The sequence below is a fragment of the Sphingobacterium sp. R2 genome, from assembly GCF_040760075.1.
Taxonomy (GTDB): domain Bacteria; phylum Bacteroidota; class Bacteroidia; order Sphingobacteriales; family Sphingobacteriaceae; genus Sphingobacterium.
Genome location: NZ_CP142884.1, coordinates 982,523 through 1,003,126, shown reverse-complemented (window position 1 = coordinate 1,003,126; position 20,604 = coordinate 982,523). Strand labels below are relative to the sequence as shown.

Genomic DNA, 20,604 nt, shown 5'->3' with positions numbered 1-20,604 from the left:
TATCAATAGATTTTGTTGTATGCTTTTTTGTTGCTTAGACGAGTACGATAAACTGCTCCCGATTTGCCCAGCAATCTAAAAGCAATGTTTAAGTAGCTTTTTGCTTCAAAAATATGACCTTTAAAAATTGAAGCTCCCATTTTCTTCAGACTCGCCAATACGGCCATCGAAAAAGCTATTACAAAAGTATAATTGATATTGCAATATTCAGTCAGATGATAGACATATTCGCTTTTCATAAAAGCTTTACGGTCTGTTTTGCGCTGCTGCCTATCGTGATAAGCTTTAGCTTCTTCTGCCAAAACAATGTTTAATCCGTGGTAATTGATGCGGTTGGCATAATCCTTATCTTCCCCGTAATGAAAAAAGATCGGTGCGAAACCGCCGACTTTTCTGATAACTTTGTTGGGGATAAACCAAAAGGCGGCATTGACAAAAGGACAGATCCGATACGAATTTTTGGTGATGGCATCTTTTGTGTAATCAGCAAAGCCATGGTCCAATGTGGCTTCTGTACCATCGTGGTGAATCGGTGAGATAATGCCGATATTGCTTGTATTAACCTTGATTAAATTGGCGATACAGTTCCGATCCACCCAGGCATCTTGGTTGACCAAAAAAGCATAATCATATTCTTCTTTCAATACAATGTCAAGTCCGATGTTGTTGGCCTTTCCAAATCCCAGATTTTTGGAACTTTCTATTAGTCTTATTGTCGGGTAAGTTTCTTTTATGATCTGAGTGGTATGGTCTCCCGAATTGTTGTCGACAACTAAAATATCTGTAGGGTAGCTCGAATCCAATAGACTGGGTAAGCACTTGTGGATCCAAGGCTCAAAATTATAAGAGACGATTATGGTGAGAATCCTGGCCATCTATTTTTTTCGGATAACTGTTAGGCAATAGTGGAATAATTCCAACAAAATGCTGGGTTTAAACATTCTATTAACGATGATGTAGATACCTACAGCAACTCCAATTGTACTGACAAACCGAAGATAGAGGTTAGGAATAGCGGCGGTGGCGTAATGAGCTGTTAGGCAGCTGATGGTCGCCAATAGTGCATAAGCAAAAATATCCCCTAGAAGGTAACGGACTGAATAGTTCATGTACGGTTTGGCTGATGCATACCAAACAAATATCCAAAGGGCGTTTAATCCCGAGGTTAATCCAATAAGCAGTTCTAAACCTAAGGATTTGCCAAAGAAGAGGATAGCGATTTGCAGCAAACCAAAAATGACTATATTTCGCATATATACTTGAGGTTTTCCCTTGCTAATGATGAGGTTAGAAAAAACGTTGCTAACAGAATCAAATGCCGCTCCAATACAAAATATTTGAAGAAATATGGCACTTTGCGCCCATTTGTCGGTGATCGCAATGGAAATGAAATCCTGTGCTACAGTGGTTAAACCCAATAACATGGGAAATGCCAAAAAAGCAGTAAAAGAAATTAGTTTGCGAAAAACCCGAACTTGTCTATCCTTGTCATCTTCTATCTCCTTTAAAATCGGCTGTGTCACGTTATTGACCATATTGGTCAATATATTCTGGGCCATGATGCTCCAGCGATTTGGATTAACGGTGTAACCTAATTCTTCTGCGGTATAATGACGCCCTAAGATTGCCGCATAGATATTTTTATTCAGGTTGATAAAGATGTTGGTAACCAGTATTTTACTGCTAAATCCTAAAATGTCACGAATGGGTCGGAAATCGAACTGGAAAGTAGGCCTAAATTTGGAAAAATACCAGAATCCGAGCATATTAAAGCCACTGTAGGATACAATTTGAATAGCGTACGCCCAATAAGCATAATCTTTATAAGCAAGATAAACCCCGACCACATTGGATACAATAAGTGCAAAAGTGCCCGTAATAACGCGTTCTTTTATTTTTAGATTTCTGAAGAGGTAGGCGTTATGGGCGATACCAAAACTTCCTAGCCAAAAGGACAAAAAGGTAAACCTGCTTAGTTCTATAAGTACTGTTTGATTATAATATAGAGCGATAAGAGGAGCTGCGAAAAATAAGACGATATAGATGAATGTTCCAATCCCGACACTTGTCCAGAAAACAGCATTATAATCCTTATGTTCAACCTGCTTTTTATTGACGATACCGTAAACAAACCCACTTTCTTGAAAGGCAGAAGCTAGAACGGAAAAGATAGTGATCATCGCTACTAAACCGTAATCTTCCGCTGTTAGTTTACGGTTTAGTAGGATACCGAAACCAAATCCCAAAAACTGCTGTATGATGCTGGCCATGCCACCCCATAAGAGTCCTTTCGTCGTTTTTGATTTTAAAGAGTCCTTTTCCTGATGAGATGACATGCTAAATTAAATGAGCGGCAATATTAAAGTATTGCAATTGTATTCGCAAATTCTTTTAGTGAAACATCAGTTGGATTGACATCGGTAATTAAATAAGAAATATCACGTAACGGCACAACTTTCATTTTTTGAACTGAATTTAGTTTCTCAGCAATACTTAAAATAGCCACTTTTTTTGAGCATTTAATCATCGCACGTTTGATTTGTACCACCTCCCAGTCGGAGTCGGTCACTCCGTCTTCTACGGAAAGAGAATTTGTCCCCAATAAACAAAGATCGACTTTAAGATCCGCCAATTCATTAGCTACCTGGGCTCCGGAAACAATGTTTGTATTGCGTGAAAGTTTTCCGCCAACTAAAATGACTTCAAGATTTGGCTTTTCGGCCAATTCTAGGGCAACTAATGGACTTATAGTAAAAAATGTACACTGAAGGTGATCGGGTATTGTTCTTGCCAATTCGATTAAGGTTGTCCCGCCGCCGACTAAAACAGTCATTCCATTGGAGATTAAAGTGCTTGCTTTCTTGGCAATTTCTTTTTTTGCCTCCTTGGCATATACGTTTCCATCCTGAAAAGGGAATTGAAAAGATTTTGATAATGCCCCACCATAGACTTTTAGAACTTTTCCATTCTCGGCGAGTTCGTTTAAGTCACGTCTAATTGTATCTTCAGATACATTCAATTGAACACTTAGATCTGACGATAAAACTTTGTTATGTAGGTTAATCTGATGTATAATGAATGCTTGTCTTTCTTCCTTTAACATTGGTCTTTGGTTTTTAATCGGAATTTAAAAATAATTAAAAAAATCAGTCTAAATGTAGTGAAAATTATTCTTCCTTTTTGTCAATTTTTGTTACGCCAGCTTTGAACCTCGGTTTGAAGCCTGTGGGTTTACTGGCAGCGGGTTCCTGTGTTTCTGTGCTGCTGTTTTCACGTTCAGCTTTTACGCTGTTATCTAACTTAATTTCGTCTTTCGTATCGGGCAGCTGTGTCTGTTCAGAAGTTTCCGTTTTGGTTATGCCAGCTTTGAACCTCGGTTTGAAGCCCGTGGGTTTACTTGCAGCGGATTCCTGTGTTTCTGTGCTGCTGTTTTCAGGTTCAGTTTTTACGCTGTTATCTAGCTTAATTTCGTCTTTCGTATCGGGCAGTTGTGCCTGTTCAGAAGATTCCGTTTTTGTTACTCCAGCTTTGAACCTTGGTTTGAAGCCTGTGGGTTTTGGAGCGGCTGTTATTGCCTCGTCGGCTTTTTCTTCTGGTACAGATGTGTTTGCGGCTGCGTCAGGAGCTTTAGTAACTCCTGCTTTGAACCTCGGTTTGAAGCCTGTGGGTTTTGGAGCGGAGTTTGTTGTCTCGTCGGTCGTTTCTTCGGATGCAGATGTGCTTGCGGCTGCGTCAGGAGCTTTGGTTACTCCTGCTTTGAACCTCGGTTTGAAGCCTGTGGGTTTTGGAGCGGAGTTTGTTGTCTCGTCGGTCGTTTCTTCGGATGCAGATGTGCTTGCGGCTGCGTCAGGAGCTTTGGTTACTCCGGCTTTGAATCTCGGTTTGAATCCCGTCGGTATTGAATCAGGAGTGGATTCCGCTGAATCAGTTATTTCCTTTTTGGATGTTGCGTTGATTTCATCTTCTCCGGCTGTAGACGGAGCCTTGAATCGCGGTTTAAAGCCTGCTGGTTTTGCGGTATGAATACTGGAGGTCTCGGATGCTGTATCAGTGATAACCTGCTTTACAATAGGTTTTGCAATGACAGTTTCCTCCTCTGCTAGATGGAAACTTTTTCGGAGTTTATTGAACCAAAACTTTTTGCTGTGGTCAAAACTCTTTTCCCCCATAGCAGAATAATGCGCTTTAAACTCTTCAAATAAAGGTTTATCTGCAGCTTGTAAAGCTTTTAAATCAATTTTCTTTTTTATGAAAAATTCTTCAAAAGTCATTCTGATACGAGTTTGATTTAGTCTATTACAAATGTAGTAATTTTTCTGACGGTGCTGGGTGGGGTTTTAAATAAAAAAGAGCGACTAGCGCTCTTTTTTATTATTTGATAGATTACTTAACTATGCCATATTATGGTATACAGCTTGAACATCATCATCTTCTTCGATTTTATCGATCATCTTTAAGACATCCGCTGCTTGTTCTTCGGTAATATCTGAATGCGATAAGGCGATGCGTTCCAATTTCGCAGATTTCACCTCAATTCCTTTCTCTTCCAGTAATTTTTGCATATTACCAAAGTCTTCAAAAGAAGTTTGAACGACAGCAACATCATTTCCCTCTTCATCAGATTCCACGTATAATTCTTCTAAGCCTCCATCGATCAACTCTAATTCCAACTCTTCTAAGTCCAGTTCTTCTGTTGCAGCAAAACGGAAAATGGATTTGCGGTTGAAAATAAAATCCAGTGATCCTGTTTTTCCTAGTGAACCACCTGCTTTCGTAAAATAGCTGCGGATGTTTCCTACGGTGCGGTTGGTGTTATCTGTCGCAGTTTCAATTAAAACAGGTACACCATGAGGGCCATAGCCTTCGTATACATATTCTTCATAACCCTTGGAATCTTTCTCTGAAGCACGTTTGATTGCGGCTTCAATACGATCCTTGGGCATATTAACAGCCTTGGCATTGTGTATTGCTGTACGAAGTCTCGAGTTGGTTTCGGGATGAGGGCCGCTTTCTTTAACCGCCATAGCGATTTCTTTACCTAAACGTGTAAATTGAACGGCCATTTTGGCCCAGCGTTTGAATTTCCGCTCTTTTCTGAATTCGAAAGCTCTTCCCATTGTTATATTTTGTTTTTAAGATTTTCAATCATGTCGACCGTCATCTTTTGGATGTCAAATTCTGGCGTCCAATTCCAGTCTTTTCTTGCATAGGAGTCATCTAGACTAGCAGGCCATGAATCGGCAATCTGTTGTCTCGGATCGTTCTCTACGTAAGAGATTGCAAAATTAGGAAGAATTTTTTTAATTTCTTGTGCAAGTTCTTTTGGAGTAAATGTGATACCTCCAAGATTATAACTGTGGCGAATGCTTAGTCTTTCTTTTGGTGCATCCATTAATTCGAGTGTACCCCGAATGGCGTCCTCCATGTACAACATCGGTAATGCTGTGTTTTCAGATAGGAAGCAAGCATAGGAACCGGTTTTTAATGCTTCATAAAAAATGTCTACTGCATAATCCGTTGTACCACCTCCTGGTTCAGTTTTCCAAGAAATGATGCCAGGATAACGGAGGCTGCGAATATCAAGACCACGGTGTTCTTGATACCATTCTATGAGGCGCTCGCCTGCAAGTTTGCTGATACCATAAATTGTGTTTGGATCCATTACACAATATTGTTCTGTATTATTTTTTGGAGAATGCGGTCCGAAAACAGCAATTGAGCTTGGCCAAAATATCTTCGAAACTTTATAGCTCACAGCTAAATCAAGAACATTTAATAAGCCATTCATATTCAATTCCCAAGCTTTTTCAGGGTACTTCTCTCCTGTAGCCGAAAGCATAGCCGCTAGTAGGTATACTTGAGTAGGTTTATATTGTTGAAATAATTTCTCAAGTCCATTTTTGTCAAGAACATTAGCGATTTCGAAATTTTCGTCAGGGCTTTTAATCTGTGGTTCTCTAATGTCAGTGGTTACAACATTCTCTGCACCAAACTTTTTGCGCAATGCGATAGCTAATTCTGTGCCGATCTGGCCATTTGCACCAATGATAATAATGCTTTCTTTCATTTGTAAGTTTAATTTATGAAGCTACTACTTTTACCATCTTGAGTGTCCATGCTCAACAGTATAAAGGAATCGCTCCGCTCATTTGTTCCCATCGATTAGGACAGGATCTAGCCTGACATAATTTACGTTTCATCGTGTAATGAAAATGAAATTTCAACCATGGCGGTTTATGATGCAAATATAAAGGCTTTTCAGTATCTATCAACTGTTAGATGCTGGATGATGTGTGTAAAAAATGTTAATTTATAGACTCTTGGGGCTGTTTTTATGAGATTTTAAACTGTTTCAATCGTTTGTTCTTTTTTTTTGAATAAGCAGCGAAAATTTTTACTTTTTTTGAATTGCTTTAATATTAAATTTTATCGGCTGGTACGTGATGTAGAGATCGTTCTTCGGCAATTAGCGCCAATAAACTCTAAATGTTGTGACATTTTTAGTAGAGGGACTAATATTTTGTTATTTTAATAGTGAAATTGCTGAATATTTTTTAAATTTGAAGAATTCATTCTTCGAGAATCAACTAAAAAAAAATCAAATAACAAATTTTATATACACAATTTAAACACAGACAAAAATGAAAGTGGCAGTAGTCGGCGCAACAGGCCTTGTAGGTACTGAAATGCTAACCGTGTTGGCGGCGCGAAATTTCCCAGTAACAGAATTAATTCCAGTAGCTTCAGAGCGTAGCAAGGGTAAGGAAATTGAATTCAAGGGAAAGAAGTATAAGGTGGTGACTCCATCTGAGGCTATTGCTTTGAAACCTGATGTTGCTTTGTTTTCCGCTGGCGGTGATACATCGAAAGAATTTGCGCCTAAATTTGCTGAAGCTGGAATTACGGTGATCGACAATTCTTCGGCTTGGCGTATGGATCCTACAAAAAAACTGGTGGTTCCGGAAGTAAACGGTGATGTGTTATCTGCTGACGACAAGATTATTGCAAATCCAAACTGTTCGACGATACAAATGGTAGTGGCATTGAAGCCATTACACGATAAATATAAAATTAAGCGTGTGGTAGTTTCGACTTACCAATCTGTGACAGGTACGGGTGTAAAAGCCGTCAACCAATTAATGGATGAGCGTGCCGGAAAAGATGGTGAGAAAGCTTATCCTTATCAGATTGATCTCAATGTAATCCCTCATATTGATGTTTTCCAAGAAAACGGCTATACAAAAGAGGAGATGAAAATGATTCTTGAAACAAATAAAATCATGCGTGATGATTCTATTAAAGTCACTGCAACGACAGTGCGCATTCCTGTAATGGGTGGACACTCTGAGTCGTTGAATATCGAATTTGAAAATGACTTTGATTTGAATGATGTACGTGCAGCTTTAGCGGCACAAAGTGGTTGTATTGTTGTTGACGACCCATCTTCACTCCAATATCCGATGCCGAAAGATGCACATGGTAGAGATGAAGTTTTTGTTGGACGTATACGTCGTGATGAATCTCAACCTAATACCCTTAATATGTGGGTAGTAGCGGATAACTTACGTAAAGGTGCTGCAACCAACGCCGTCCAAGTAGCCGAGTTATTAGCTGAAAAAGGATTGATCTAACTCAAGTAGATTCCATAATAAATATGGAGCCCTCATGATTACGTTCATGGGGGCTCTTTTTGTGCGCTTAGCATGGGTATAACTCTAGGGTGCAAGTGCCGAACAAATCTTTATAGTTGGAAGCGTTAGCTCAAGACAAGGGTGTCCCCCGTTAGGCGGAGTCTGAAGGAAGTCATCGGCATAGTCTCGGTCTGACTAGAACATGGATAATTGCCATACTCGGAACAACATTAACGAATACGCACTTTACAAAACTAGGCTACGAAGGATTTGCGGATTAGTATTACTGGATAACAACACATCAAACGACGTTATTCTAACAAAACGTCTTGGTACGGATCCATATGCCGGGTGGTGTGAGAGGACAGATAGCCAAATAATGGCTATCTTCCTGCTCGATTTGGACAATGTATCATTGGCAGCTATTAATTATAGAGCAATACCTCCTATTTCCATGAATATCCAATCCCGATGCCAAAATATTGATATGCAGCTTCTCTATCTAAATTAGATCTTAGAGGGTTCCATGTTATTTGTCCTGTAAATCCCTTTGTTCGGGGTGAAAAACGATAACCAATGTCAGGAATGAAAATCGTTCTTGTCGTATTGATGGGTTCAGCATCCAGGGGATATATTCTGGAGAAAACAAATGCCACGTTTGCCCCCAAAAGGAATTGATGTTGTCCTTTACCAAACAGGTAGTTGGTTCCGAGTACTACTGATACTTTGTGGTCACTATCGTCGATCATATCTATAGAACCTAAACCAGCATTTACTCCGAACCCATCGTTCTGTTCTTTAAAAATTCTTGTATCATATTTTAACCCAATTAAAGGCGTTGTGCCTAGTACATTAAGCGTTGCTTGTTGTCTTCTTTGCGCCATTGAGGTACTAAAAAGAATACAAGCCGATAAGGTCATAAAATAGTATTTGAGCATAGTTGTTAGCTTTTGTTTTTAACCAATACGGAAGTTTTCCATACCCCATTTAGTTTTCCTGCACCAAAGGCTGCTCCAGATATTATCTTAGGGGTATTGGAAGGTTTTGCATTGATGTTAAGGTTATTAATACTGTTGCCTGATACACCAATCATCATGGTTTGAAAGCCAAATGTATATTCTATTTTGGCTCCAGTACTAGTCTTCTTTTTTTCTATCAGTGGTATTGTAATGTAATTATTGCTAGGAATTGCAAAACTGAATCTATTGGATGTCGTAATATTATTGCCCAATTGACTCTTCACATAATTTGTAAGGGTTTGAATAGCATTATTTTTTTGTTTATTTAAAAGATCTGAATAAACAGATTGTGGATTATTTAGAAAATCTTCTACAATATTTCTGATATTGTATGGAAGATTTGGAATAGATAGAATATCGGTTAATCGATAAAGATCAAATGGATCATCATCAATCTTTATTGTGAAAAATTTTTTCAAGTATGGATTTGCGCCATTATCTAGTGGATTTTTAGGAGTATTATTTGGCAAATTAGCAAATGAAGGTAGATTATAATCCAACGTCAGGTTAACAAATCCAGCTCTCAGTTCGTCATAGTTTTGTAATGTTCTCCAGCCAAACCAGTATTTCTTTTTATGGTCGATTCTTACAGAAGCTTTTACGTAAGAAAAGATTAAAAAATTCTTAGCTTTTAACTGAACAACTAGTCTATCCTTGGAACCAAAATCATTCAGTACTTCGCCATTTTTTTGTGTGTATGTATAAACTTTTGCATTAGAGAAGTCCAACCCTTCAAAAACAGAGGGAGCAAAATAATTTGAATAGGAAAAAGAAGTTGAATTATTCGCGGAAGTTGAGTTGCCTGACGGTGTATTGCTAGACGGAATGAGGGGGGAAATAGGGCTATCTGCATCGTCAATATGGTCTATTGGGGCATTGTCATACAGATTCTCCTCTATTCCGTCTTTATAATAAACCCCATTACCCAAATAAAAAATTTTATCTTCTTCATCCACAAGAGTAGCGAGGTTTAGATTTGGTTGAGCTGCAATTAAGAATTCAGGAATAGGTTCTTCGTCTGGTTCTGGTTGAGGTAATTGATTTATTAGATCTTCATTCACACTGATATATTGTCCCATATTCTCAGATTGTTCATTTAACGAAAAAAATGTCCCAACATTGGTGACTTTATAGGTTACATCAGCAATTGAGACTTCGGCATCCTCATTAAAAACTGATGCAAAAGCATCATCTTCAACTAACATTTCAACTGGCGCATAGATCTCTGACTGGGCTGAATTTCTAAAGGAAACATTGTCATTATATTTTTCTAGGTAACTGTTAAAATCTTCTAGAGATGCAAAAGTCTTCTTGGGTTTCTTTTGACTTAATTCTACTTTAGGTTCAGGAACTTCAACCTTTTTGGCACAGGATGAGATCAATAAGCTCGTGAATACAAGCATAACATATTTTTTTTTCATAATTTAAATTTATATTTGCGTTAATAAATAATGTTTAAATATACAAATTTAAATGTCAAGACTATATTATCTTATTCTCATTTTTCTAATATTTTTCTCTTGCGGTAAAAATAATGAGGAGCAGGGAGATTTAAATGATTATATATCAATATTCTATATGTCTGGGAATAATAACCTACGATATGACATCGAAAACGCTATTGTCAAATTGCAAAAAGGATATACACCCATAAAAGGTAAAAAGATTCTAGTTTATATAAAAAACAGCGATAATTTTTCATATATATTAGAAATAAGAAATAGCAAGATGAGTTCTATTAATAGCGACACTATAAAGGTTTACCAAAATAGGAATGCTTCTGATCCCAGCCATCTAAAAGAAGTATTATCGGACGTGAAAAAATTATATCCATCAACAAAGTACTCTCTTATTTTATCTTCGCATGCGACCGCTTGGTATCCGCCCACCACCGTAAAATTCAAATCGTTTGGTTTAGATCAAAATCAAGAATTGGAAATTAGAGATTTTAAAAACTCATTAAAAGATATAAAATTCGAATATATCATTTTTGATGCTTGTTATATGTCCAGTATTGAGGTTCTTCATGAAATTCGGAATAGTGCAAAATATGTTGTAGCGTCTCCATCTGAAGTTATTTCCTATGGATTTCCATATGAAAAAATCGCTAACAGGTTGTTTGGAGGAGTGGATGACTTGAAAATTATTTGTGACGAGTATGTAAATTATTACGAATCTTTAGAGGATAAGTATAAATCTGCTAATGTTGCATTAATTGACTTATCAAAAATTCAGAAATTTACTGCCTATCTTAAACCTTTATTCATAGATCATTTAGCGGAAAATATCAGTATTAAAAGCGTTCAACAATTAGTGTTTGATGACAATATTGATTTAGAAGCTTACGACTTCCTAGACTTAATAAAAGCAAGTACTATCGACATAAAAAAAGTAAAGCCAAAATTAGAAGAACTGGTTCTTTATAAGCGATATACTGTTGCATTTAATGGTAAAAGAGTTAACAATTTCTGTGGATTAAGTATTTACTATCCTTTTAAAAATAAAAAAAACATTTTCTACAATAACTATTATAAATCATATTCTTTTTATCAGGATAGTGGGATATCACAATTTTACACTAATATTCTATAAGATAGTAAAGGCCTTTCATCGACGTGGGGCGGGCTTTTAATCTATGTGATAATTACATGATTTTAACTTTCTCATGTGTGAATTATGTAATTTAAGCGTAGTTTTCATACTTTCTGCACAGAAGTTCGTCTTTATTTATCATAATGAATTTTAACTCGTGGAGAAAAATACCAGATAGTGTCCTCTATTGAATTATGGTAATAAATGTACGTCACATGATAAGTGTTTACGGCATCAATGTGCTGGGCTTGATAGAAAACTCAATCTTATCATTTAATGGGGAGTATGCTTCTTGACTTTGCTCTTCGAGTCGATCCGGAAACAAGATCCCGAAGAGATGATCGGTTTCGTGTTGAAAAATAACAGCAGTAAAGCCTTCGATATTTTCTTCGATCACTTTCCCTTCTTTATTGATGTATTGCAAGCGGATCGCGTAACTCCTCAATACGTCTTCTTTACGGTTAGGAATAGAAAGGCAACCTTCGGCACCCGTACGTTTTAATTTGGAGCGCCATAGAATTTTAGGATTGATATAGAACTCAAAAGGTTGATCTGGTTTGTCAAATCGCTGTACCCAGATTAGATTTTTATTTATACCGATTTGTGGCGCAGCGATGCCTACTCCAGGGTGATTGGGATCACGTACCGTCGCAAACATTCTTTTGGAAAGTGATTCAATCAATGGGTCGTTGTATTTGACATCAGTGCTTGTCGCTTTTAAAACTTTCAGATCTTTTTCGTCCGTTGTCTGCAATACACGAAGAATTTCATTTTCACCCCCAGATGAAATGATTTTCTTGTCGGCAGCACTGAATTCCTGGCCTGCATTAAGATTGACCGGCCTTTCGTTTTTTGACTGATGAAATGCTTTTTCTCCTGCCATAATTTTTGTTTCTAAATTGTTTTCAACTGGGGGAACCGGACAACGGTAACCGTTACTATAAGCGCAATAGGGGTTATATGCTTTGTTAAAATCTATCTCAACGTTGTCTCCTTTTATATCTTCTGTGGATAGATCAATATATCGGCCACCACTATAACTTTCCTGGCCATTTGTTAAATCTAGAAATGGCAAAAATAAATGCTTTTTGTATGCTGGGTTTTGAAATAATGCGACGCTTTGGTAGACATTCAGTACACGTTTTTTACCTTGAAGGATAAATGTTATGATTCCGTATCTTTTGTATTCATTGCTTGTGCCGTCGTAGGTCGGCATCCGAAAAACTGGTTCATCAAACAGAATATCAATTTTGCCCTTGACTTTGTAGCTGACGTCTACAGGAAAGTAATCCAAAAATGCCACTTGATCTGATTTCAATGGACCATATTGTTCTTTCGCCAATTCAGCGGCTTTTTCTTCACGAAGAGTGGTAATGTATTGCTCGTATTTAGTTTGTGCATGCGTATTTAAGCATAAGGCCAACAGGAAACTGGCGACAAGTGTTCTTTTCATTTGTTTAAATATCTTTCTGTCCGATTTTTATGATTTAATACTGTGCCACTTCTTGCCAACATTAGAATTTGACTAAGCGTAAAGGAAGAGATTATAGTTTCAAAAATCAATATCTTTTGTCGTAGCAAAATCGACAATCAAAGTTATTACTTGATTTCGACTATTCAAAACGTTGTTTTTCATTGTTTAACACCGTTGTGCCCAATCTTAATGAGTTGAAATTTGACGTATTCAACTATCCATTTCCATGCAATAGCTGTGTTCATTTGCCCAGTGAGTCAATTTCGCTCTCAAGATCGATGTCTCCAAGCCTAAAATCGTCATTGGGATTTGATGAGGTATATACTGGTATAATAAAGATCTGTATGTTTCTACATTACCTTAGGATTTGTATGGCTATAAGTTAGATTTTAGTTAGGGTTTGCTTAGGTTTTACCTATACTATACCTAAACTAACCCTAACTAAACCCTAAATTAAACCTAAGTAAACGTGAAACTAAATAGGACACATAAGAACGTTATTTTAGTGTAAGTAATTTAATCCGATTTTGTTAACGTATAAATGGAACTTCATGCATATATCTCCCAATACTCATATCTAAATTGTACTTTTGTAAAAAAAACATATCCATGAGACTGATGGCATTTGATTACGGTACAAAACGAATAGGGGTTGCAGTGACCGATCCAATGCAAATTATTGCGACGGCATTGACGACTGTACATCCGGAGGATATCTGGACATTTCTAGCAGCGTATTTACAGACAGAGCAGGTAGAAACTTTTGTTGTCGGCAAGCCGCGTCAGTTGGATGGTACCGACTCTGAATCCGCACAGCATGTTGTCGGTTTTATTCGAAAACTGAAAAAGACTTATCCAGCCATTGCTGTTGCTGAAATAGATGAGCGTTTTACTTCTAAAATGGCTTCTGCGGCGATCGCGCAAAGTGGGAAAAAAAAGAAGGACCGTCAACAGAAAGGGTTGATTGATACCGTGTCTGCAACAATCATTTTGCAAAGCTACATGGATAGCCGCAATTTTTAGATACACAACGACTAATACGTCAAACAAGAATGAATAAAAAATAGAAGGATGAAGAGCATATTATTTTTTACCGAGGATACGGATTTCAAATTAAAAGAAAAGGGAAAGATTCGCCAATGGATTGCTGATGCCATCAAAGGAGAAGGATTTAAACGTGTTGGCGAATTGAGCTTTATCCTTTGCTCGGATGCTTACTTGCTTGAAATCAATAAGCAATATTTAAATCACGACACCTATACTGATATCGTTACTTTTGATTCTTCCGAATATGATGACACCATCGCCGGCGATATTTTTATTAGTGTGGAGCGTATTCAGGAGAATGCTGAAAAGTTTAAGGTTGATGTGCGTGACGAGCTTCACCGGGTTATTATTCATGGTGTCATGCACCTGTGCGGTTATCCCGATAAAAAACCGGCAGATAAAGCCAAGATGACCGCCAAAGAGGATGAGTATCTTGGTAAAAGAAACTTTTAAAGATTCCTACGCGGCTTTTTAAACTGCGACTACTGGTATGAGAACGGAATTGAACGCTGGAGCTTGTCGAGAGAGTGGAGGGCAAAACTAAAAAAAGGTCTTTACAAATTTTGTAAAGACCTTTTTTTATGTTGTTCTAAAGATTAAAATCTTTCAAATTGCGAGAAGAAGAAGTTACCCTCGATAGCAGCATTATCATCTGAATCAGATCCATGAATAGCGTTTGCATCGATTGATTTTGCATATTTATTACGGATTGTGCCTTCAGCCGCATCAGCAGGGTTAGTTGCACCGATCAGTGTACGGAAATCTTCAACAGCATTGTCTTTTTCCAAGATGGCAGCAACAATAGGACCTGAGGTCATAAATTCCACCAATTCACCATAAAAAGGACGCTCTTTGTGTACTGCGTAAAATGCACCAGCTGTCTCTTTAGAAAGTTGAATGTATTTCATTGCGATGATTTTAAAACCACCAGCAATGATATCGTTTAAGATTGCACCGATGTGACCATTCGCTACAGCGTCAGGTTTGATCATCGTAAAAGTTCTGTTAGTTGCCATTATTTTAATTTTTATGCAAAATTAGATAAATTGCATTTCATATGCAATATCCTTACGATTCAGATATACACAATTCTTGATAAACTCAATAGGTTCTTACGATTGAAATCTTTGTGTGTCACTTCCGATCGCTATTGGTGTTGAGATAAATGTTTCTTTCTGATCCGTCACCATTGTCTTTTTTGCGCAGCTGGTAACAAGCTTTACAATTTATGGATTGTAGAAAAGTAAAAGAACAATTGATCTAAGTTCAATATGAATATGTAACTTTGTGATATTATGGCATTAAATCTAACAGTAGACATCGATAAGGATTCAGGCTTTTGCTTTGGAGTAGTATACGCTATTGATATGGCGGAAGAGATCTTAGAAGAGGATGGTTATCTTTATTGTTTGGGAGATATTGTTCATAATGATGAGGAAGTTACTCGATTAAAAGCAAAAGGTCTCCGAATTATCGATCATGCTGCTCTTCCCAATTTGAGCAATGAAAAGGTATTGATCCGTGCCCACGGAGAGGCGCCAGAGACCTATCGTATTGCTTTGGAAAACAACATTACCCTCATAGATGCCTCTTGTCCAGTGGTGCTCAAGCTGCAGAACCGTATCAAAACGTCGTTCGATCAAGAGGAGAAAATTTTAATCTTCGGTAAGCATGGACATGCTGAAGTGATTGGTTTGCAGGGGCAGACGAATAATGAAGCCCTGGTTTTTCAGGATATTTCCGAGCTGGATCAAGTCGAGTTGCCATCTTCATTTACACTATATAGCCAGACAACAAAAAGTGTGGATAAATTTTATGCAATCAAAGACGAGCTTATCAAACGTGGGTATGAAGTGAAGGCAAATGATACTATTTGCCGCCAAGTGTCCAATAGATATGAAGATCTTGGAGCTTTTGCCAAACAATATGACAAAATCGTTTTTGTGTCAGGCAAAAAATCGTCCAATGGAAAAGTGCTTTTTGAAGTCTGTCAAAAGGCAAATCCAGCTAGTTATTTTATTTCTGATCCAGCCGAATTGGATGCATCGGTCTTTGCTGAGAATGATCGTATTGGTATTTGTGGCGCCACATCAACGCCAATGTGGTTGATGAAAGATGTGAAGTCAACTTTAGAAGCCCTATAAGAGCAATTACCCGTCACAGATATTTCATAATTCTAAGGTTTAGATCCTGGGTGTATTCTTGGTGTATTCTTTTTGTGTAGCTTTGTAAGCTATGAGCAATAAAGGCAAAAAAGGTATTCTTTTGGTACAACTGGGTACACCTGATAGTCCCACTACTCCTGATGTTAGAAGATATTTAACGGAATTTTTAATGGATCCGCGTGTAATTGATATCCCTTACGTCCAACGAACGTTGTTGGTAAAAGGAATTATAGCACTGACACGTGCTCCAAAATCCGCCAAGGTATACGAATCGATCTGGGATAAAGAAACTGGGTCACCTTTAATGCATTATAGTGTCCTGCAGCGTGACCTGCTTCAGAAAGCGTTGGGAGATGAATACCATGTGGAATTAGCGATGCGCTACCAGAATCCATCGATTGAGTCTGCTTTGAAAAATATGGAAGGTCTATTGTTGGAATCTATTCGGGTCATCCCTTTATTCCCTCAATATGCCTCAGCCACATCGGGATCAGTGATAGACCGTGTTATGGAATTAATTCGCAAATGGAATTATTTGCCAGAAATCAGTTTTGTCAGCAATTTTTGTACGAATGAATTAATGGTAGAGACCTACGCAGATCATGCCCGCAGGCATGATTTAGAAAGTTTTGATCATTTTGTTTTTAGTTATCATGGCCTTCCTGTGCGGCAGCTTGGAAAAGTTGATCCTACAGGTCAGCTAAAATGTCCCGAATCAGGCTGCGAGTCCTGTAAAGTTACAGTTAATTCATACTGTTATCTTTCTCAATGTTATGCAACAACACGCGCTATTGCTACCAAACTAGGTTTAAGAAAGGAGCAATATTCGCAATGCTTTCAATCCCGTTTGGGTAAAGAACCCTGGATACAACCGTATACTTCCGATTTATTGCATGATCTTGCCGCCAAAGGATATAAGAAATTATTAATTTTCAGTCCTGCCTTTGTAGCGGATTGTATCGAAACTATTGATGAAATTGGCGTGGAATATGCTAATGAATTTAAGCAGTTGGGTGGAGAAGAGGTGTGTTTGGTAGAAAGTCTTAATGATGACCCCAAATGGATTGAATCTTTAAAACAAATGGCACTCAATGCCAAAAATTAAAACCGGTAAAAGATGTTGTTAATAAACGCGTGTGTATTACTCCTGTTAGATTTTTATATTTTCTTTGCGCTCCGTGCTACGAAGATTAAGTTCCCCAAAACAAAAGTATTTTCAATCCTCTGGTGGTCTTATTCTGCTTTGCTTCTACTGGGTGTTTTTATCTCCGCAAAATATAGTATTCCTTTAATCGTAAGATCTGTTATCTTGGTCGCCTTTTTTCTAACGGCGGCATCCAAGATATTTTTCTTTTTGATTCTGTTAATTGATGATATCCGACGTGGCGGTGTATGGGTAAAACGTCTTTTTATAAAAAAGAAATCGGTCGATGATTTGGTTGAAAACGCCGGTGATCCTTTGCCAGAAAATCCAGTCAAAGGAATTAGCCGATCTGAGTTTTTGACCAAAGCAGGTATTCTAGTTGGCGCCTCGCCCTTGATCCCGCTGAGCTGGGGTATTATTTCAGGGGCTTACGATTATCGTGTCAGAAGGGTTCCTTTGTATTTGCCTAATTTGCCCAGGGCATTTCACGGCATCACGATAGCGCAGATATCGGATGTGCATTCTGGATCTTTTTACAATAAGAAGGCTGTCAACGGAGGGATTGATATGCTATTGAAAGAAAAGGCTGATGTGACGTTTTTTACTGGAGATATTGTGAATGCACAAGCTTCCGAAATGCGCGGTTATCAAGATATTTTCGCGCGTGTAAAATCTGATTTAGGCGTATTTTCTACATTGGGTAACCATGATTATGGCGACTATTATTATGGTAAAGAAGATTCTCCTGCGAAACGTAAGAACCTACAAGATGTGATCGATGTTCATAAAACCATGGGCTGGGATCTTTTAATGGATGAAAATCGTAAAATTAAAGTAGATGGGGAAGAACTTTGTATCGTAGGTGTTCAAAATTGGGGTACAGGTCGTTTTCCGAAGCATGGTGACATTCAGAAAGCTTTAATGGGCACCGAAGAACAGCCTGTTAAGTTATTGTTATCGCACGACCCTTCTCATTGGCGTGCTCAGGTATTGGATACAGATGTGGATGTGATGTTTGCCGGTCATACGCATGGTATGCAATTTGGTGTCAGGTCTGAAATGTTGCAATGGAGTCCGGTACAGTACATCTATAAAGAATGGGCGGGACTGTATCGCGCAAAACAAAACAAACGACTATATGTCAATGTTGGTTATGGCTTTTTAGGTTATCCAGGACGTGTTGGCATTCTTCCTGAAATTACCATATTCGAATTGTTAAAAGCGCAGGACCCGAAGTTTAAAGCATAAAAATCCCCTTTGACTTTTCAGTTAATATAGCTATAATTGTGTATTCTGTACACCAGTTATACATGACATGCAATCAACTTTAAACTTTGGGGACTCTCCCCACACACGCGTTAATATTCTTACCGGGGAAAAAGTACTTGTGTCTCCCCATCGTAGTAAAAGACCATGGCAAGGACAAGTGGAAGATCTCCCGGGAGATAACAGACCTGAATATGATCCGAAATGTTATTTGTGTCCCACCAATCAACGGGCAGATGGCGATATCAATCCAGACTATAAAGAAAGCTTCGTTTTCGTGAACGATTTTTCAGCTTTATTAAAAGACACAAGCCACCAGGAATTTAATGAGGACGAATTGTTTGTCGCAGAGACTGAAAGAGGGATCTGTAAAGTCATTGCATTCACGCCCCGCCACGATCTCACTCTGCCAGAAATGGACCAGGAGGCAATAAAAGCTGTAGTGGATCTTTGGCAAAAAGAGTTTGTGGATCTTTCCAAGGTTGAATGGATTAAATACATTCAGATTTTTGAAAATAAAGGTGCAATTATGGGGTGCAGTAACCCCCATCCACATGGACAGATTTGGTCACAAAACCATTTGCCTGTAGAAATTCAAAAAGAATGTGTTCAGCAGCAGAACTATTTCGATAAATATCAGCGCACCATCCTGTCAGATTATATTAAAGCCGAACTAAGAAAGCAGGAACGAATTATCGACGAAAATGATTCATTTGTTTCTCTAGTTCCTTTTTGGGCGGCTTGGCCTTATGAGACGATGATTGTCAGCAAACGCTCTATCCAAAACATTGCAGGATTTGACGATAAAGAAAAGGCCGATTTTGCAGCTATACTCAAGCTTTTGACGACACGTTACGACAATCTTTTCAAGACATCTTTCCCTTATTCCGCTGGAATGCATCAGTCTCCAGTGAATGACGGCGACCATCCCGAGTGGCATTGGCATATGCACTTCTATCCACCATTGCTGCGTTCTGCAACAGTGAAAAAATTTATGGTCGGCTATGAGATGTTAGCAAACCCCCAACGTGATATTACACCAGAAGTTGCCGCTGAACAGTTGCGAAATTGTTCGACAGTACATTATAAAGCTAAACAAGATGATAACAAAGGATACAATAGTAAATAAATTTAAAGAACACTATCAAGAAGAACCGCTTGTAGTTTCTTCCCCTGGACGCATTAATATTATCGGCGAACATACCGATTACAATGATGGCTTTGTATTGCCTGCAGCGATTGATAAGGCAATTTATGTTGCTGTAAGTAAGCGATCGGATGATAACATTTTGCTTTATGCGGAAGATTATAAAGAACGTCATGAGGTAAAACTAGCAGAGATTGCAATCTCAGAAAAACACTGGCCAAACTATATCCTCGGAGTAGTTGATCAATATCAGAAACGCGGGGCAGCATTAAGTGGATTTAATCTATATATCGATGGAGATGTGCCGCTAGGAGCAGGCTTATCATCTTCGGCAGCTGTTGAATGTGCGGTAACCTTGGCCCTCAGCGAATTGTTCAATCTGCAGATAGAGCGACTTGATATTCCTCAGATTGCGCAGAAGGCTGAACATACATATGCCGGCGTGATGTGTGGTATCATGGATCAGTTTGCATCGGCTTTTGGTAAAGAAAAAAATGTTATTAAGCTAGATTGCCGTACGTTAGGATTTGAGTATGTCCCGCTAGATCTGAAAGGATATGAAGTTGTATTATTGAATACTAACGTAAAACATTCATTGGCATCCACCGCTTATAATACACGCCGAGAGCAGTGCGAGCAGGCTTCTGCATGGATACAGGAGAAATACCCTGAAGTCAAAAACTTGCGTGACGTAACTGTCGGGATGCTAGATGAATTGGTGAAAGAAAAAGATGCCGATATTTACGCGAAAGCAAGTTTTGTTGTCCGTGAGAATGAGCGTGTAGAGAAATCTTGCGATGCACTACGTTCTGGCGATGTTGTTCAGTTGGGGAAATATATTTTCGAAAGCCACGAAGGTTTAAGCAAAGTATATGAAGTCAGTTGTGCAGAACTAGATTATTTAGTAGATTATGTCAAGCAGTTTCCCGAAGTGATCGGAGCCCGAATGATGGGCGGCGGCTTCGGCGGCTGTACCATCAATATTATTAAAGAGGGGGTATTGCCTTCCATTTTGCCAACACTCGAAAAGGAGTACAAGCAGAAATTTGATAAAGATCTTTCGGTGATTCAGGTCAGGATTGCCGATGGTACTCGTGTACTGTGATTGGATCGTATTAA

19 protein-coding genes are annotated in these 20,604 nt (G+C 38.4%); 9 read left to right on the top strand and 10 right to left on the bottom strand.

The genetic code is table 11. The features are described 5' to 3' along the window. Positions 1-2: 2 nt before the first annotated feature. From VXM68_RS04115 to VXM68_RS04090, 6 genes are all read right to left on the bottom strand, one after another. Complete coding sequence (locus VXM68_RS04115; protein WP_367210541.1) at positions 3-875, bottom strand: glycosyltransferase family 2 protein; 873 nt, start codon at positions 873-875, stop codon at positions 3-5. Next, positions 876-2,336 (bottom strand): lipopolysaccharide biosynthesis protein, encoded by a 1,461-nt coding sequence (locus tag VXM68_RS04110; RefSeq protein ID WP_367210540.1) that lies wholly within the window; start codon positions 2,334-2,336, stop codon positions 876-878. A gap of 23 nt (positions 2,337-2,359) precedes the next feature. Continuing rightward, on the bottom strand, positions 2,360-3,103 hold the full coding sequence (locus VXM68_RS04105) for a DeoR/GlpR family DNA-binding transcription regulator (protein WP_046673148.1): 744 nt from the start codon (positions 3,101-3,103) through the stop codon (positions 2,360-2,362). Between the two features lie 64 nt (positions 3,104-3,167). Next, positions 3,168-4,271 (bottom strand): hypothetical protein, encoded by a 1,104-nt coding sequence (locus VXM68_RS04100; RefSeq protein WP_367210539.1) that lies wholly within the window; start codon positions 4,269-4,271, stop codon positions 3,168-3,170. Between the two features lie 120 nt (positions 4,272-4,391). Next, the gene (locus tag VXM68_RS04095; RefSeq protein WP_209578414.1) at positions 4,392-5,117 is read right to left on the bottom strand and encodes a YebC/PmpR family DNA-binding transcriptional regulator; all 726 of its coding nucleotides are present in this window, start codon (positions 5,115-5,117) and stop codon (positions 4,392-4,394) included. Positions 5,118-5,119: 2 nt separating this feature from the next. Continuing rightward, positions 5,120-6,067 (bottom strand): NAD-dependent epimerase/dehydratase family protein, encoded by a 948-nt coding sequence (locus VXM68_RS04090; RefSeq protein ID WP_209578416.1) that lies wholly within the window; start codon positions 6,065-6,067, stop codon positions 5,120-5,122. Positions 6,068-6,641: 574 nt separating this feature from the next. On the opposite strand from VXM68_RS04090, the gene VXM68_RS04085 reads away from it, so the two are divergent. Then, the gene (locus tag VXM68_RS04085; RefSeq protein ID WP_209578418.1) at positions 6,642-7,631 is read left to right on the top strand and encodes an aspartate-semialdehyde dehydrogenase; all 990 of its coding nucleotides are present in this window, start codon (positions 6,642-6,644) and stop codon (positions 7,629-7,631) included. A gap of 446 nt (positions 7,632-8,077) precedes the next feature. Here VXM68_RS04085 and VXM68_RS04080 read toward each other — a convergent pair whose 3' ends face one another. After that, on the bottom strand, positions 8,078-8,569 hold the full coding sequence (locus VXM68_RS04080) for a hypothetical protein (RefSeq protein ID WP_367210538.1): 492 nt from the start codon (positions 8,567-8,569) through the stop codon (positions 8,078-8,080). A 5-nt stretch (positions 8,570-8,574) separates the two neighbouring features. After that, positions 8,575-10,071 (bottom strand): hypothetical protein, encoded by a 1,497-nt coding sequence (locus VXM68_RS04075; protein WP_367210537.1) that lies wholly within the window; start codon positions 10,069-10,071, stop codon positions 8,575-8,577. A 52-nt stretch (positions 10,072-10,123) separates the two neighbouring features. Here VXM68_RS04075 and VXM68_RS04070 point away from each other — a divergent pair, with 52 nt between their 5' ends. After that, positions 10,124-11,242 (top strand): clostripain-related cysteine peptidase, encoded by a 1,119-nt coding sequence (locus VXM68_RS04070; protein ID WP_367210536.1) that lies wholly within the window; start codon positions 10,124-10,126, stop codon positions 11,240-11,242. 226 nt (positions 11,243-11,468) lie between these two features. On the opposite strand, the gene def is transcribed toward VXM68_RS04070, so the two are convergent. Next, positions 11,469-12,695 carry a peptide deformylase gene (gene def / locus VXM68_RS04065; protein WP_367210535.1) on the bottom strand — a complete coding sequence of 409 codons (1,227 nt, stop codon included), beginning with the start codon at positions 12,693-12,695 and terminating at the stop codon, positions 11,469-11,471. Between the two features lie 630 nt (positions 12,696-13,325). Here def and ruvX point away from each other — a divergent pair. Beyond that, complete coding sequence (gene ruvX, locus VXM68_RS04060) at positions 13,326-13,739, top strand: Holliday junction resolvase RuvX (protein WP_209578422.1); 414 nt, start codon at positions 13,326-13,328, stop codon at positions 13,737-13,739. A gap of 48 nt (positions 13,740-13,787) precedes the next feature. Beyond that, entirely contained in the window at positions 13,788-14,216 is a 429-nt protein-coding gene (gene ybeY, locus VXM68_RS04055; protein ID WP_046671590.1) for an rRNA maturation RNase YbeY, read from the top strand. A 143-nt stretch (positions 14,217-14,359) separates the two neighbouring features. On the opposite strand, the gene VXM68_RS04050 is transcribed toward ybeY, so the two are convergent. Then, a complete protein-coding gene (locus VXM68_RS04050; protein WP_209578426.1) occupies positions 14,360-14,779 on the bottom strand; it encodes a nucleoside-diphosphate kinase in 420 nt (139 codons plus the stop codon). Positions 14,780-15,058: 279 nt separating this feature from the next. On the opposite strand from VXM68_RS04050, the gene VXM68_RS04045 reads away from it, so the two are divergent. The 5 genes from VXM68_RS04045 (at position 15,059) to galK (ending at position 20,590) form a co-directional block, all read left to right on the top strand. Beyond that, complete coding sequence (locus tag VXM68_RS04045; protein WP_294185097.1) at positions 15,059-15,907, top strand: 4-hydroxy-3-methylbut-2-enyl diphosphate reductase; 849 nt, start codon at positions 15,059-15,061, stop codon at positions 15,905-15,907. Positions 15,908-15,998: 91 nt separating this feature from the next. Next, on the top strand, positions 15,999-17,033 hold the full coding sequence (hemH, locus tag VXM68_RS04040) for a ferrochelatase (RefSeq protein WP_294185098.1): 1,035 nt from the start codon (positions 15,999-16,001) through the stop codon (positions 17,031-17,033). 12 nt (positions 17,034-17,045) lie between these two features. Further along, positions 17,046-18,320: a metallophosphoesterase gene (locus tag VXM68_RS04035; protein ID WP_367210534.1), complete on the top strand. Its 1,275-nt coding sequence runs from the start codon at positions 17,046-17,048 to the stop codon at positions 18,318-18,320. Positions 18,321-18,387: 67 nt separating this feature from the next. After that, positions 18,388-19,467, top strand: a complete 1,080-nt coding sequence (locus tag VXM68_RS04030) for a UDP-glucose--hexose-1-phosphate uridylyltransferase (RefSeq protein ID WP_367210533.1) — start codon at positions 18,388-18,390, stop codon at positions 19,465-19,467. After that, positions 19,439-20,590 (top strand): galactokinase, encoded by a 1,152-nt coding sequence (galK, locus tag VXM68_RS04025; RefSeq protein ID WP_367210532.1) that lies wholly within the window; start codon positions 19,439-19,441, stop codon positions 20,588-20,590. Before VXM68_RS04030 ends, galK begins: the two co-directional genes overlap by 29 nt. The last annotated feature ends 14 nt before the right edge of the window (positions 20,591-20,604 follow it).

Coding starts and splice junctions, on each gene's coding strand:
- VXM68_RS04050 (WP_209578426.1), bottom strand. CDS start 14,779: ATGGCAACTAACAGAACTTTTACGATGATCAAACCTGACGCTGTAGCG.
- VXM68_RS04085 (WP_209578418.1), top strand. CDS start 6,642: ATGAAAGTGGCAGTAGTCGGCGCAACAGGCCTTGTAGGTACTGAAATG.
- hemH (WP_294185098.1), top strand. CDS start 15,999: ATGAGCAATAAAGGCAAAAAAGGTATTCTTTTGGTACAACTGGGTACA.
- VXM68_RS04100 (WP_367210539.1), bottom strand. CDS start 4,271: ATGACTTTTGAAGAATTTTTCATAAAAAAGAAAATTGATTTAAAAGCT.
- ybeY (WP_046671590.1), top strand. CDS start 13,788: ATGAAGAGCATATTATTTTTTACCGAGGATACGGATTTCAAATTAAAA.
- VXM68_RS04075 (WP_367210537.1), bottom strand. CDS start 10,071: ATGAAAAAAAAATATGTTATGCTTGTATTCACGAGCTTATTGATCTCA.
- def (WP_367210535.1), bottom strand. CDS start 12,695: ATGAAAAGAACACTTGTCGCCAGTTTCCTGTTGGCCTTATGCTTAAAT.
- VXM68_RS04095 (WP_209578414.1), bottom strand. CDS start 5,117: ATGGGAAGAGCTTTCGAATTCAGAAAAGAGCGGAAATTCAAACGCTGG.
- ruvX (WP_209578422.1), top strand. CDS start 13,326: ATGAGACTGATGGCATTTGATTACGGTACAAAACGAATAGGGGTTGCA.
- VXM68_RS04030 (WP_367210533.1), top strand. CDS start 18,388: ATGCAATCAACTTTAAACTTTGGGGACTCTCCCCACACACGCGTTAAT.
- VXM68_RS04045 (WP_294185097.1), top strand. CDS start 15,059: ATGGCATTAAATCTAACAGTAGACATCGATAAGGATTCAGGCTTTTGC.
- VXM68_RS04090 (WP_209578416.1), bottom strand. CDS start 6,067: ATGAAAGAAAGCATTATTATCATTGGTGCAAATGGCCAGATCGGCACA.
- VXM68_RS04070 (WP_367210536.1), top strand. CDS start 10,124: ATGTCAAGACTATATTATCTTATTCTCATTTTTCTAATATTTTTCTCT.
- VXM68_RS04035 (WP_367210534.1), top strand. CDS start 17,046: ATGTTGTTAATAAACGCGTGTGTATTACTCCTGTTAGATTTTTATATT.
- VXM68_RS04110 (WP_367210540.1), bottom strand. CDS start 2,336: ATGTCATCTCATCAGGAAAAGGACTCTTTAAAATCAAAAACGACGAAA.
- VXM68_RS04105 (WP_046673148.1), bottom strand. CDS start 3,103: ATGTTAAAGGAAGAAAGACAAGCATTCATTATACATCAGATTAACCTA.
- VXM68_RS04115 (WP_367210541.1), bottom strand. CDS start 875: ATGGCCAGGATTCTCACCATAATCGTCTCTTATAATTTTGAGCCTTGG.
- VXM68_RS04080 (WP_367210538.1), bottom strand. CDS start 8,569: ATGCTCAAATACTATTTTATGACCTTATCGGCTTGTATTCTTTTTAGT.
- galK (WP_367210532.1), top strand. CDS start 19,439: ATGATAACAAAGGATACAATAGTAAATAAATTTAAAGAACACTATCAA.